Below are 13,560 nucleotides of genomic sequence, written 5' to 3' on the forward strand. Positions count from 1 at the left end.
TTCAGGCCTACATCCTATCTGTCTACGCTTAAACGTACATGTTACCATGCCCGCTCCAAGACTCGTTATTGGCGACGAGGTTGGCGTCTTTCCAAGCAGGGTTCACACCTGCTACCTCACTCGACCTAGGCTTGGTCGCTCCAAAAGTGCATCCTTTTGGACGATTGATTCCGTGTCCGCTGCAAAGCCTGCGAATCTGCATCTTTTTTCTCGTTTAAAGGGAGTTCGGGTTGATCTTATAGGTAAATTCGTGCATTTTCTCAGGCTTTTCCCCATAATATTCTGAATCGACTCATAATAACTGCATAATCTTAGCAATTTATCTTCCGCCTATGAGGTAGCTGTGAAGTTTCGTTCGTTTCGTTATCTGAAGCATAAGAGACTCTCTTCGATCTTGATAGAATTTTGGTCAGGTTCGACCTGTTAAACATAGCAGTATCTTTTTCTTATCTTCGCCGTCATCACAAGTTTATTTAAGTGCGAAAGTAGCTGAGTTATAAATATAATGTGGATTATAGAACGTATTTCTTTATATTATCGTCTGAAAGGGGTATGCAGGATGAAAGAGTATGTAGGGGCTTGCGTCCGGTGCGGGGTAAAGATTTATTGCATGGACGGTTTTCTAAACGGCACGGTAGCCGAAAACGGGGAATTGTACTGCTTTGAATGTCACGATAAGCGGCTGGAGAACACGGAAAATCGTCAAGGAGCTCAGAGGATTCGGAAGTTAACAACTCTTGAACAAAATGTAAAACTTATCATTGCGAAGAGAGACAGAAGGGCATACGGGGCGGCTAAAAGTCGGCTTCCCTATGGATTGCTAGGTGTGGCCTTCAGGAGTCTGGCAGCAAATAACACAGACGCCCCTACCCGCATTCCGCCTCGCGACGGGACACCCTCCTCTTGCTCTTGGCCAACGATAGACGCCCGCCAGCCCTCCCTATACCGCCAGAGATCGTAAAGACGGGCCGTGGAGAAACTGCAGGTCTTTTGGAGAGAAACGCGTGCAACGCCTTATTCTAAAGCAATAGTGCAGGTCTTTTTGGGTAAAAGTCGCCACATGCCTGATTCTAAAGCGATAATGCAGGTCTTTGGAGCGATTTTTTGCGAAATGGCCCCATTTCGTCCAAAAGACCTGCACATTTGAGCGTCTTTCGCTCTCTTTTTGGAAAAAGGGAGGAATTTAATGTACTATTGCTCGTCTTTACTTAGCAACTGCGTTTGCCATCGGCTTTGCAACAGCTTGCTTGCTATCGGCTCTGCAACGGCGCTGCGATCGGCTTGTAACGGCGCTGCAATCGACTTGTAACGGCTTCGCAATCGGCTTTCAACCGTCATTTGAACGTCCCCTGCCCGTCCTTACTTTGCAATAGCTTTTGCTATCCCGAAGGACAAAGAGTATATCTAGCCCTCCCTGGACAGCAACCTCCCACTGCCTCCACATACCGGGCACCGGCTATTATCATCAATCGCCGGCCGGCTCCTCTGACGGGTCAATTCGAACAGCCCCAGCCTCGTCCAGCCAACCAGATTCGTCCGGGCCCGATCGCCGAGAACCTCTTCTTCCAGCACTTCCTGCACGCCTCTTCGGTGCTCTTCCTCCTCCATATCTATAAAGTCAATCAGAATGATGCCTCCAAGATCCCGAAAACGGATTAAGCGGGCGATCAAACTCGCAGCTTCTCTATTTACGACATAAGCCGTCCGTTCCAGGTTGTCCTGTCCGGTATACTTGCCCGTGTTCACGTCGATGACCGTTAAGGCTTCCGTCCGATCGACAACGATGTATCCTCCGCAATGGAGCCAGATTTGACGCCGGGACATTGCTTCCAGCTCCGCTGAAATCCCGTATGCTTCAAAAAGCGGGGTCCGATCCGAATATATCCGGACTCTCTCCGTCAGCTCCGGCGCCATATCGTCGAGCATCGCCTTAATTTCCGCACCGACCTGAGGCTCGTCCACCACCCACTCGTCCACTCTCTCGTTAAATAAATCCCTGACCAGTCTGGGAAGCAGAGACAGGTCCCGGTACAGCAATGCGGGAGCTGTGCTGCATTCCGCTTTCCTCAAGATCGAGGACCACACATCCTTCAGCCATTGGAAATCTTGCTCAAGAACTTCCGATGATTGCCCCTCCGCCAATGTCCGCACAATGATGCCGTCGCCCGGCTCACGAAGGGCTTCCGCCAATTGCCGGAGGCGGGTCTTTTCCTCCGGACAGTTAATTTTTCTCGAGGTAGCTACGTAATCCGCTTCCGGAAGGAAGACGAGCCAGCGCCCCGGAATGGTGCAGTGAGTCGTTACCCGCGCCCCCTTGGAACCGACAGGCTCCTTCTTCACTTGCACGATGACCTCCTGCCCTTCCTTCACCAAATCGCGAATCGACGGTTTGTGCTCAGGCTGCTTCTCCAAGTGGGCTGGCAGCAGATCATCAATGTATAAATAAGCGTTCTTGTCCAAGCCGATATCGACGAATGCCGCCTGAAGGCCGGGAACAACGTTGACAACTTTTCCTTTATAAACATTGCCCGCCTTCTCAATCTCGGATGGACGTTCCGTATAATATTCCGTCATTTTTCCGTTTTCCATGACAACGATTTTGCATAATCCTTGCTTATTCTGAACTAAAACTTGTTTCAAAAAATCACCTCTGCCCTTAACCGCTAAGCTCCATTTTACACGAATAAGTCGGATACCGCATCGTTCCTTTTTTTCCCGCTAAAATAAACATCGATCAGCCTTTGTTCCGGAACGACATGCCTGATCGACCCTTGATCCCCCATAATATAGATCAAATGATACTGTTCCCTCATCAACAGACGCATGATTTCCGTTACCCGATGCCCCCCCGAGACGATAATGGGTTGTGCTATGGTCCCCCTTATCCAGCTAGTGGCAAACCGATCATGGCGGCTCATCAGAAATCTTACGAATTGAAAAGGAAGGTGCCGGTAACCGTACCAATTGGAATAGAGAAGGAATAAGCCGATGACCAGCAAATTCAAATGGACCCCTCCTCCGTTCCAAGGAAAGACCGAAGCCGCAACGAGGCCGAAACTCATGATTAAGCTGATCCACGTCGTGAGCAATAAAGTGCGGTGATAAGGCAGGAAGTAGCTTAGCACGGCCTGTAAAATTTTGCCCCCGTCCAAAGGAAGAATCGGCAGCAGATTAAAGGCGCCTATCCATAAATTCGCCTGTATAAAATATATCCACCACTCGGGGTCAGCCCATCCGGTCGCAAGCACCAACAGTGCAAAGGCCGCCATCCACAAATTTTGCAGGGGGCCGGCTAGCGCCACTATCAGATCTTCTCTGGCGGGAACGTTGCCGCTTTCTTCAACAACCGCTACTCCGCCGAACGGGAGCAGTTGAACCTCAGTGACGTTCCATCCGAAGCTTTTCGCCGTAAAAACATGTCCAAGCTCATGAATGAGCACAATGCCGAACAAGGTGATCAATTCCACAAAATATCCTGTAAAAAGGGACAGAAGCATCATCAGGACAAATAGAGGATGAAAGCGGTAGCGCGTTCCCAGCCACTTAATCAAAGGCTACCACTTCCGTAGGATCAATCGATTCCTCGTCCCTCTTCACCGCGAAATATAACTGCTCCGCCCAGCGTCCGGTTCCCGATCTCGTTTTTCCAAGCAGCTCCCCGGCCTCGATCCAATCATTCTCTTCCCACAAGTTCGCCTTTAAATATCCGTATGTGGACTGCAATCCATTAGCATGGCGGACTACTACCGTATATCCGGTATCCTCCAAATATCCCGCAAATTCTACTCTCCCCGTATCCATCGCATAGACCGGAGCTTCCCCCGAAGTCTGAATGACAACCCACGGCTGATCCGCCGAGAAGGAAGACATTAGCTTTCCCTGAACAGGAACCGTGAAATGCTTGAGCTGCGGAGAATCCGCCTTATGCGCTTCCTGCTCCTTCTTCCCGCGAAAAGCAGGCAGGAAAGAGGGGGCTCCGCCGAAGGTGCGCTCATACCAGCCGGCCAGGGCGGTGAAGGGCATGTCCTGTGTCAAAGCAGCCCCAACCCATTGTCTGCCCTGATAAGCCCATGGATGCTCAAGCCGGAACATGCCCCATACGAGCATGAAGCCAAGGATACTGGCGAGCAGCTTCAACCAGATAGCCCTGGTGCTCGGGACTAAGCGGTTCCCTCCCGATCCGCCCTGATCCGAATCATCGCTTGATCGGTGACCGGAGGAACTCAGCCATTGCTTTTGCTTCATTTTCCACACAAATTCCGGATCGGACCACCGTTCATCCGCGGCCGTTGGAGGTTCGGCTTCAGGGGGAGAAATCCTGGGCATTGGTTCTGCCCGATGATCATTCTGAAGCGATTTGATTCGCTCTTGCCTGCGCTGGCGTACATTGGCTTTCACTTCCACCGTTTACCCCTCCCGATTACGAGGCAGTTCAACAAGTCCCATTAGACAAGTCATTCAGGCGCTGCAACCAACTGCAGTTGGAGCCTATTCAGATCTAAATTTCGGCTGGTGCCGCTTAAGATCGTTAACGGGAACCTGTTGAATTCACACAGCTTGTTTACTTCATCCTATGAGGATCAAGGAGTATTTATGTATAGGGCTTATCCGCAAGAAGATAAGGGGTAAAAAAATAAGCCCTGTCTTCCGCATCCCCTGCAGGGAATGGCGAAAGCGAGAGCTTGGGTCAGGCCAAATCTTCCTCCGGTTCCTGATGAATTTGTACGCTCATGACGATGGCTATGGACACCATATTGATCAAGAGCGAGGTTCCCCCGTAGCTGATAAAAGGGAGAGTAATTCCCGTAACGGGCAGCAAGCCAAACCACATTCCGATGTTCTGGAAAATCTGGAATACATACATCGAGACTATCCCGATGACGATAAATGACCCTCGGCGGTCATTCGACTTTAGTGCTATCAGAATCATTCGGTAGAGGAAGCTGAACAGCAGCATAAGCAGCACCGCAGACCCGACAAAGCCGAACTCCTCCGCCACCACTACGAAAATGGCATCGGAATAGGCAACGGGAACAAAATTATTATGAATGGAATCTCCTTTCAGATAACCGTCCCCGAGCAAGGAGCCGGAACCGATGGCAATCTGTGCCCTTTCCAGATGAAAGCGGGCGTCCTTATCGGCTTGCTCCGGGTTAAGGAACGTATCGATCCTTTTGACCCAGTGCCCTTTATTGTTAGCCTGCAGGTAGGCCTCGATGGAATCGTGGTAATGCTGGTACAAATAGTAAAAGCTGCCGACGATTACGGCTACAATGATCGCGCCGATCGCAACGTGCTTGAATTGTACGTTGCCGATCCAGAGCATACCGAGCAGAATGGCGATATATATAACCGCATTGCCGAGATCCGGCTGCTCGAAAACGAGAATGAACGGTACGAAAACGATCAGGCCGATCGGGATGACATCCTTCCCCAAACGTAGCGGTTCGCCTTCTCTCATACTCATGAAGGAGGCGATCACCATAATGAGAGCCAGCTTCATAAATTCAGCGGGCTGAAAGTCAAAGCCTCCCAGTTGATACCAGCCGATGGCACCTTCCCGTACGACCCCGAATTTGTACAAGCCAAGAAGCAGTATAATTCCTAACCCATAGGCGTACCAAGAAAGCTTTAGCAGTATCCGGTAATCCAGAAGCGAGATAACAAGGAAAAGGAAAAATCCTAAAGCGTAGTAGATAAAGTTCTTGATATGGAAATTAAAATTAGCATACTTGGGCACATCTACCGTTGCGCTATAAATGAGGAGCGAGCTGACAATCATGAAGACACCCAGGATGAGAACTATGTACCAATCGATCCTCTTTAATTTAGCGAGCACAACTAATCATCCCATCCCGAAAAATTGCTTCATTTTTTTGATGATACCCGGCTTTTCTTCCAGTGAAATAAGCGGAACCGTATCCCCTAGAATCCGTCTGGCAATATTCCGATATGCCAGTGCTGCCCGGGAATCCGGATTCATGACCGTCGGCTCGCCGGAGTTCGCCGCTTTGATGACCTGCTCATCATCGGGAACGATCCCCAGCAGATCGATGGCCAGAATCGAGCAGATTTCATCAATGTCGAGCATCTCGCCCTTTTTGACCATGCTTCCTTTGATCCGATTGATGATCAGCTTCGGAGACTCCACATTCTCCTTCTCCAGCAGCCCGATAATCCGGTCGGCATCCCGGACGGCCGCATTCTCCGGCGTAGTCACGACAATCGCCTTATCGGCCCCGGCTACCGCATTTTTGAAGCCCTGTTCGATTCCCGCAGGGCAATCAATAATGACGAAGTCAAAATCCTTCTTCAGCTCCAGAACGATATCGCGGACATTCTCCGGCGTGACCGAATGCTTGTCGCTGGTTTGAGCGGCCGGCAGAAGGTACAGTTCCTCAAAGCGCTTGTCCTTGATCAATGCCTGTTTCAGCCGGCAGCGCCCTGCCGCGACATCCACCAGATCATAGATGATGCGGTTCTCCAAGCCCATGACGACGTCCAGGTTGCGCAAGCCAATGTCCGTATCAACCATGCACACTTTCTTGCCTTGGAGGGCCAAGGCGGTACCGACATTGGCGGACGTCGTCGTTTTGCCCACACCGCCTTTACCGGAAGTGACGACAATTGCCTCTCCCAATATGCTCACTCCGTTTCCCAAATAAATTTAACCCTTGCCCAGATCCGGGCGTATACGCTGGATGTGATAGATCTTGTCTATTTCCATCCTCGCATTTTGAATATAGGCAAATTCCATCAATGCTTCGTCAATGCCCCATTCATCCGGAGGCCTGCTGAAGATGCCGGCAATTCTAAGCTGAGTAGGCCTCATATAAGATGCGGCGATAATGGCTTTCTCATCGCCTTGCGTTCCCGCGTGGGCCATCCCCCGCAGGGAACCCATCACAAAAATGTCACCCGTCGAAAGAATGCTTCCCCCCGGATTGACATCACCGAGCAGCATTACATTTCCTTCATGGGTTACCGTCTGTCCGGAGCGGACGATTCCCGTTATTACCTTTATGCCGCTTGGAAGGATTTCGGGAGGAAGGGCCGGAGAAGCGGAGGTTTCGAACGATTGAATGATCAGATTCCCGTGCTGTCCGATCAATTCCCTAATCTGTTCTTGCTCCGCTTCATTGATAACCCTTTTCCCTAAATTAACATAGACTCGTATGAGAGGACCGGACAAGATCTTATGATGCGTCTTCTCGAGTTTATGCTGCAACTCTTCCAGCAAATCCGTTAAGCGGCAGGTGTCGTCCAGAACGAACACCAGTCCGTCCTTAACTCCTTTTATCGTAACATGATGTTTGGTTGCAGTCATGTTCCTTCCCTACCTCCTGCCCTAACAATTCCATTCGCTAGGCTGCTTTTCCTTCCCCGGCCGTGAAATTATTCCTTCTCCCGCTTCTGAAGCTTCCGAATGTTGTCGAGCCACCTTCTCATCGGCACGTAAATAACGAGCGCAAACAACAGGTTAATAAAAACAGTAGGCAGCATAATATGCATAAATGCCCACTGGGGATCGATTAACCGGATTTGAGCTACCCGATAGATTCCGTAGATGATCCATTCAAACAGCAAGCTTCCGGTCACGACGATGAAGAGACTCGTCATTATATTCGCTTGCGAACGAAACGGAATAATCCCGCTTAAATAGCCTACAGCGCCCATGGCCATACAGTAGACTCCCAACATTGGGCCGTAATAGACAATATCGTGCAGCAGGCCGAAGCCAAGCCCATAAGCGAGGCCCCAGCTTTTATTGAGGTAGATTCCGATAAACATAACCGCTACCAGAACCAAATGAGGAGATACGACCACCTGCAGTTGCCAGGAGGGGGGAATGATCCATTTCATCACCGTTCCCTCCAGAACGAATAACAGCAGCAGCAGCAATGTCAGTTTATGGCGTCCCATCGCTTCACCTCGGGTCCTGAACTTCCACGACCATAAGCTCGCTGAGATGGCGGAAAGTGGCTGCCGGTTTGATTTTGGCTACATAGTTGATCCCGAAATCCCCGTCCTCTTTAGATACGACGGTGCCTATCTCAATTCCTTTCGGAAAGACAAGCCCCATTCCGGACGTAATGATCGTATCGCCTTCGGCAAGATCGTCGTTAGTGTCAATATTGGTCATGATAAGCAATTGTGATTCGTGATCATAGCTTTGAATAATTCCGAATGATTTCTCTTTGCCTTTGACCGTAGCGGCAATAGCCTTCGATTGATTATTCGTTGCATCGAGCTCTGTCAACAGCTGCACGCTGGAAGTAAACTCGGACACTTTATCAATACGCCCCACCAGACCATGGACCGAAATTACAGCCATGTCCTTGCGAATCCCGTCTCTTTCTCCTAAATCGATGTTGACGACGCTGGTATAAGGATCAGCGCTCATTGCGTAGACTTGAGCCACATGATACTTATAGTTGTCCAAGCCCTTCTGCCTTTCGGTAAACTCCAGCAGTTCCTTCAAATTTTTGTTATCCGACTCCAGCTTGTTCAATCTCATCGTATCTCGGGCGTAATGAGAAAGCGTCTCTTTGAGCACCTTGTTTTCTTTATACAAGTTTTTCAACTCGCGGATATCCTGAAAGAAACCCGCTATCGCTTGAGCGGGTCTGTTGAATAGCCCTTGGGTCCAGGATACTGTATCTTTAACAAATTTCTCAGGCCAGGTCATTCCAGGTCTCAACATCGTTAAGCCCATCAAAATAACGAAGATGATCAAGGAAACCAAAAGGACAACAATTTTTTTGTTTCCCATAAATTTGAACAAACCGATCCACCTTCTAATCTATCGTTATTTTAGCGTCTAACCCGACCCCCGGCTGTAGATTTGGCTTTGAATAAATGGATATTGTCAAGCGCCCTGCCTGTTCCAATAGCGACACAATCGAGAGGATTCTCAGCGACCATAACCGGCATCCCGGTCTCTCTGGACAGTAGCTTGTCCAAATTACGAAGCAACCCGCCTCCTCCGGTCAGCACAATGCCGCGGTCCATAATATCGGCCGCCAGCTCCGGAGGACACTTCTCCAACGTAACCTTAACCGCATCCACGATACTGTTAACCGGATCCGACAACGCTTCGGCAATCTCCTCCGAAGTGACGGTCATCGTTTTGGGCAATCCGCTCACCAGGTCGCGTCCCCTGATTTCAATCGTCTCGCTTTTTTCCATCGCAATGGCTGACCCGATTTCGATTTTCATCGTTTCGGCAGTCCGTTCCCCGATCATTAAATTGTACATTTTCTTAATATATTGGGTAATCGCCTCATCCAGATCATCTCCGGCAATACGGATCGAACGGCTGGTAACGATGCCTCCGAGCGAAATGACGGCGACCTCCGTCGTTCCTCCACCGATATCCACGACCATGCTTCCCGTCGGCTCCCAAACCGGCAAATCGGCTCCGATAGCGGCCGCGAAAGGCTCCTCGATCGTAAACGCTTCACGGGCGCCGGCCTGCTTCGTTGCATCCTCCACCGCCCGTTTCTCTACGGCAGTGATTCCCGACGGCACGCAAACCATAACGCTGGGATGGCGCTGAAACAGTGAACGCTGCTTCATTGCTTGACGGATAAAATATTTGATCATCGTTGCCGTTGTCTCAAAATCAGCGATAACTCCGTCCTTCATTGGACGAACCGCACGAATATTTCCCGGAGTCCGGCCGATCATTTTCTTGGCGGCCTCTCCCACTGCTTCTATAGTTTTTGTATCGGTACGCAGGGCAACGACAGACGGCTCCCTGACGACAATTCCTTTTCCTTTGACATAGACAAGGGTGTTGGCCGTTCCCAGGTCAATCCCCAGGTCTTTAGAAAATCCACCAAACATATATTTGAGGCTCCCTTCCTGCAATTCAACTGCATTTAATCATTATATTACATATACCCTTTTTCCTTCAAACTGATATAGCCCCGGTCTCCAATGATCACATGATCCAGTACGTCAATTCCAATAATCTGTCCGGCCTCCGCCAGCCTCCGGGTCATCTGAATGTCTTCGGGACTCGGAGTCGGATCACCGCTGGGATGATTATGTACACAAATTATGGACGCGCTGCTTCTGCGAATAGCCGCCAGGAAAACTTCTCTCGGATGAACGAGGGAAGCGTTAAGAGTGCCGATCGACAGCGTCTCCTGCGCCAGCACATGATTCTTGGTATTTAGAAACAAACAGACAAAATGCTCCTTCTGCAAATATCTTAGATCCTCGGAGAGCAAGGAGTAGACATCCTGCGGGGAACGAATCGTAACGGTTTCTTGAAGGGACGAAGCCGCCAGTCTCCGCCCAAGCTCTATCCCTGCCTTAAGCTGCAGAGCCTTGGCCAAGCCGATTCCTTTCGTCTCCATCATTTCGTCGATACTCATTCCGACCAGCCCGCGTAAAGAGCCCGCCTCCTGCAAAATGCGCTGGGCAAGCTGCACCGCCGACTCACGGTAGGTTCCCGTTCGTAACAATATAGCCAGCAACTCCGCATTGCTGAGTGCCTGAGCCCCATACTGCTGCATTCGTTCTCTAGGTCTGTCCTCATGGGGAATCTCGCGCAAAGTCATCGTTTGAGATTCCATTCTCTCCACTTCCTTGTCAGGATATTTTGAGCATTCCGATGATTAACGTCTTTTTCGAACGCTGGTAGCAAAGCTTCTCCAGTCCAAACCTTCACTTCTTTCCTTTGAACACGGCGCTTGCGGCAATGGATACATTGCCTACAGAACTTCGATATTAAAGGAATAAAGCATATCAGCCAGCAGATTTAACGACAGTCCGACTACGTTAAAATAATCCCCCTCGATCGCCTCGACCATCGTCGCCCCCAAGCCCTGTATGGCATAGGCTCCGGCTTTATCCATAGGTTCCCCTGTCTCGATATAGCGGTCAATTTGCCGTTCGCTGAGCGGCTTCATGGTGACTCTCGTCATCCGATGGGCCGTAAGCGACCGGCCTGACCCTGCCTCAATGCATGTGATTCCGGTAAATACGTGATGCGTATTGCCCTGGAGCATGCTGAGCATCCGCCGGGCATCCTCCCGATCGGCCGGCTTGCCGAGCGGTTCTCCGTTGTAAACAACGATCGTATCCGACCCGACAATAATTTGCCTGCCCGGGTAGGACGGCACCCGTTCGTATACGGCCCTGGCTTTTCTCTCTGACAAGGTTTCGACGATCTCCGCCGGGGTTAAATGATCTGCAACCGTTTCGTCTGCTTCACTGGCCACTATCTCATATGGAAGACCGAGAGCACGGATCAATTCCTGTCTGCGCGGCGAAGTGGAAGCAAGAATAAGACGGCTCGCTGCTGTTGGTTCCACTGCTAATCCTCCCTGGGGAATGGTCCGGCGGCCCGATCACCCGTACCGAAGAAAAGAAGCCGGTCCTCGGCGCTGTCTCGGTAGATCCGGTATGGGGGACGGGACGAGAGCCCGAAAGCACCCCGCCGTCCTCTGAGCATTAGAGCTTCCGATAGATCCAGACGGCCAGAATAATCCCTAATATGCTTATCAAATTTAGTTTGATCTGAATATACAAATCATATTTGATAATTTGTAAATCCGCTTTGGGCTGCCAAACGATATCGGCTGATTTCGTCAAAAATGACAGAGCTTGTACCGGTGCCAGCAGCTGCGTTACGATAGCCGCGGCTATAAGGCCGACCAGCAAAAACAATATCAAAGTGAACATGTTTTTCTTCATCAACCAGCATCCCTTGCGATAAACTTACAAACCATATTTCATATTATACGGGTTAACGAATGTCAATACAATGAATGTCGAAAAGATTCGTCTTTTCCCGGAATGATTGTCGAAATAAGGGAGAAACGAGCGGTTTAGGGCGTTTTTTACCCCTTTCCTCCCGTTTCGATAACAGATCGGTCTGCGATTTCCCATAAAATGGACCAAAAATAATTTCACATTGAGACACATGCCTTTGAAGCTTATTATGGATACTTTGCAGGGAGTGGAACCTTCAAAGCTAATTCCGTCCGTAACCTTACAGGGGCGGGGTCTAAAGCTTCCTCTAGACGCGGTCGCTCTTCTTGCCTTGCTTCGATAAAGGTTTATACAGGAGTTACGAGGTACCAAATTATAAAAAAAATTCCGCTGCGCCCGTGCGGAATATCCGACCGGTGCAGCAGAACATGTTATTTCACCGCAATAGTCTCCAGCAGCTGCTTCTCCGTTAGAACGAAATTCATCAAGCTGGTCTGAGCCTCCCAGAGCATAGAGGTGGAAGGATTTTTCGTATATTGGTCAATCGATTGAAGCGCGGTGTTCATTGCCTGATCCAGCTTCTGCAGGATCGGCTTGACCTCTTCGGATGCTTCTTTGGCCACGGTAGAAGCGGCGCCGCTCCAACCCTCATGCCTCTCCTTGAGGGATTGCAGACTATTGCTGTCCATAGGAGTGGGACTTTCTTCTTCCAGATGGACTGCCGTCATCCCGCTGATGATCTGTACCATTTGATCGGACAATGCCAAGTAGTTTTCCAGCCCTTCAATGCTGCCCGGCCAATTCACTTTAGTCAAAGCCGGCAGGGAGTAATTTTTAACATAGATTTCGATTTGCCGTCCCTGCAGTTCCTTGCCCAAATTAAGCGCGTCATTCCGGTCGGCTGCGATACCGGCATATACATAATGCTTGTCGGTTTGCTCCATCACCCCGGCAAGCCCCTTGCTGCGCAAATCCTCCTGGGCTGTCTGCGCCCCTTCCGCGCTGCTGAATATTCCGTTTTGCAATACGGAATAGGTTTTGGCTGCGATATTGACATCCGCTCCGCCGGCTGTCGTCTGAACGGCCGCTTCGAGCGATCCGTTCTCCGCTTGCCCGGCGGCACCTGCCGGATCGGCGGCTTCAGGCCCATTGGCGGCCGCAGCGGCTGGTGGCCCTTGCTCAGCCTGACCTTTCGTTCCGGGCTCTGTTGGAACCACCGGCTTGTCAAACATCGATAACACGAAAAATCCGAGCAGCACTCCGGTAGCCACAGCGGCGGCCACAGAGCTTATAATTTTCACCCATGGCGGCTTGGAATAACGGACATATCTTGTCGTAGTCACCACGGGCTGCTCCTCGTAGGGCGGTATGTACGCTCCGTTCCATCTTTCCTGCGGATGGTCCGTCTGTTCCTCTTCTATAATGGGAGTATGAGGGACGTTATAATCGGGAGCACGGTTTACTTCCGGATGATTTCTTTCGTTCGTTTCCCTGATCATCCGTTCTATTCTTTCCGTCTCCTCGTCAAAAGGGCTTTTCCAGGTGCCAAAATCGCTTGTATATTGGTTGAGACGGGACGGGCTTTCTTCCACCACTTGATACTCCTCTTGGTGAAGAGGGATGACCGCAGGCGGCTCGCTCTGCCGCTGGCGCTCCCCGCGCCGATTCGATTCGTTGTCCAAACGGTATGTGATCCGCGCTTTATTCATTGATTTCTCCCCTTGTTCTTCTTGGTAATACTAGCCTATGACCCGTCCAAGTAAAATATGAGAGAGAAAATATTTTCGCAGAAATATAGCAAAACCCCTTTTCTTCTCAAGAGAAAAGGGGCAG

Annotated in this window: 14 protein-coding genes; all 14 read right to left on the minus strand. The window is 50.3% G+C overall.

The features are described 5' to 3' along the window. Nucleotides 1-1,191 precede the first annotated feature (1,191 nt). The 14 genes from FS806_RS25805 to FS806_RS16475 all read right to left on the minus strand — a co-directional run bounded on the left by FS806_RS25805 (nucleotide 1,192) and on the right by FS806_RS16475 (nucleotide 13,436). Nucleotides 1,192-1,338 (minus strand): hypothetical protein, encoded by a 147-nt coding sequence (locus tag FS806_RS25805; RefSeq protein WP_186328396.1) that lies wholly within the window; start codon nucleotides 1,336-1,338, stop codon nucleotides 1,192-1,194. 66 nt (nucleotides 1,339-1,404) lie between these two features. Continuing rightward, nucleotides 1,405-2,640, minus strand: coding sequence for an Rne/Rng family ribonuclease (locus tag FS806_RS16415; RefSeq protein WP_260982131.1), 1,236 nt, complete (start codon nucleotides 2,638-2,640; stop codon nucleotides 1,405-1,407). 35 nt (nucleotides 2,641-2,675) lie between these two features. Then, the gene (locus FS806_RS16420; protein WP_225312617.1) at nucleotides 2,676-3,551 is read right to left on the minus strand and encodes a M50 family metallopeptidase; all 876 of its coding nucleotides are present in this window, start codon (nucleotides 3,549-3,551) and stop codon (nucleotides 2,676-2,678) included. Beyond that, complete coding sequence (locus FS806_RS16425; protein ID WP_144938756.1) at nucleotides 3,544-4,404, minus strand: M23 family metallopeptidase; 861 nt, start codon at nucleotides 4,402-4,404, stop codon at nucleotides 3,544-3,546. Before FS806_RS16425 ends, FS806_RS16420 begins: the two co-directional genes overlap by 8 nt. 283 nt (nucleotides 4,405-4,687) lie before the next feature. After that, complete coding sequence (locus FS806_RS16430) at nucleotides 4,688-5,839, minus strand: FtsW/RodA/SpoVE family cell cycle protein (protein WP_144938758.1); 1,152 nt, start codon at nucleotides 5,837-5,839, stop codon at nucleotides 4,688-4,690. A 6-nt stretch (nucleotides 5,840-5,845) separates the two neighbouring features. Then, complete coding sequence (gene minD, locus FS806_RS16435) at nucleotides 5,846-6,640, minus strand: septum site-determining protein MinD (RefSeq protein WP_144938761.1); 795 nt, start codon at nucleotides 6,638-6,640, stop codon at nucleotides 5,846-5,848. 27 nt (nucleotides 6,641-6,667) lie between these two features. Next, nucleotides 6,668-7,327 carry a septum site-determining protein MinC gene (locus FS806_RS16440; protein WP_144938764.1) on the minus strand — a complete coding sequence of 220 codons (660 nt, stop codon included), beginning with the start codon at nucleotides 7,325-7,327 and terminating at the stop codon, nucleotides 6,668-6,670. 68 nt (nucleotides 7,328-7,395) lie between these two features. Continuing rightward, entirely contained in the window at nucleotides 7,396-7,923 is a 528-nt protein-coding gene (gene mreD / locus FS806_RS16445) for a rod shape-determining protein MreD (RefSeq protein WP_144938767.1), read from the minus strand. Nucleotides 7,924-7,927: 4 nt separating this feature from the next. Beyond that, nucleotides 7,928-8,773 carry a rod shape-determining protein MreC gene (gene mreC, locus FS806_RS16450; protein ID WP_144938867.1) on the minus strand — a complete coding sequence of 282 codons (846 nt, stop codon included), beginning with the start codon at nucleotides 8,771-8,773 and terminating at the stop codon, nucleotides 7,928-7,930. 41 nt (nucleotides 8,774-8,814) lie between these two features. Beyond that, nucleotides 8,815-9,849 (minus strand): rod shape-determining protein, encoded by a 1,035-nt coding sequence (locus FS806_RS16455; protein ID WP_144938770.1) that lies wholly within the window; start codon nucleotides 9,847-9,849, stop codon nucleotides 8,815-8,817. A gap of 47 nt (nucleotides 9,850-9,896) precedes the next feature. Then, nucleotides 9,897-10,586 (minus strand): RadC family protein, encoded by a 690-nt coding sequence (gene radC / locus FS806_RS16460; RefSeq protein ID WP_144938773.1) that lies wholly within the window; start codon nucleotides 10,584-10,586, stop codon nucleotides 9,897-9,899. A gap of 138 nt (nucleotides 10,587-10,724) precedes the next feature. Beyond that, nucleotides 10,725-11,327, minus strand: a complete 603-nt coding sequence (locus FS806_RS16465; protein WP_144938776.1) for a Maf family protein — start codon at nucleotides 11,325-11,327, stop codon at nucleotides 10,725-10,727. 139 nt (nucleotides 11,328-11,466) lie between these two features. Further along, nucleotides 11,467-11,709, minus strand: coding sequence for a DUF4321 domain-containing protein (locus FS806_RS16470; protein WP_144938779.1), 243 nt, complete (start codon nucleotides 11,707-11,709; stop codon nucleotides 11,467-11,469). Nucleotides 11,710-12,158: 449 nt separating this feature from the next. Next, nucleotides 12,159-13,436, minus strand: coding sequence for an SPOR domain-containing protein (locus FS806_RS16475; protein ID WP_144938782.1), 1,278 nt, complete (start codon nucleotides 13,434-13,436; stop codon nucleotides 12,159-12,161). Between the last annotated feature and the right edge of the window lie 124 nt (nucleotides 13,437-13,560).

The organism is Paenibacillus sp. 32O-W (assembly GCF_007679495.1).
Taxonomy (GTDB): Bacteria; Bacillota; Bacilli; order Paenibacillales; family NBRC-103111; genus Paenibacillus_L; species Paenibacillus_L residui.

Coding starts and splice junctions, on each gene's coding strand:
- FS806_RS16475 (WP_144938782.1), bottom strand. CDS start 13,436: ATGAATAAAGCGCGGATCACATACCGTTTGGACAACGAATCGAATCGG.
- FS806_RS16455 (WP_144938770.1), bottom strand. CDS start 9,849: ATGTTTGGTGGATTTTCTAAAGACCTGGGGATTGACCTGGGAACGGCC.
- FS806_RS25805 (WP_186328396.1), bottom strand. CDS start 1,338: ATGACGGTTGAAAGCCGATTGCGAAGCCGTTACAAGTCGATTGCAGCG.
- FS806_RS16470 (WP_144938779.1), bottom strand. CDS start 11,709: ATGAAGAAAAACATGTTCACTTTGATATTGTTTTTGCTGGTCGGCCTT.
- FS806_RS16440 (WP_144938764.1), bottom strand. CDS start 7,327: ATGACTGCAACCAAACATCATGTTACGATAAAAGGAGTTAAGGACGGA.
- mreC (WP_144938867.1), bottom strand. CDS start 8,773: ATGGGAAACAAAAAAATTGTTGTCCTTTTGGTTTCCTTGATCATCTTC.
- radC (WP_144938773.1), bottom strand. CDS start 10,586: ATGGAATCTCAAACGATGACTTTGCGCGAGATTCCCCATGAGGACAGA.
- mreD (WP_144938767.1), bottom strand. CDS start 7,923: ATGGGACGCCATAAACTGACATTGCTGCTGCTGCTGTTATTCGTTCTG.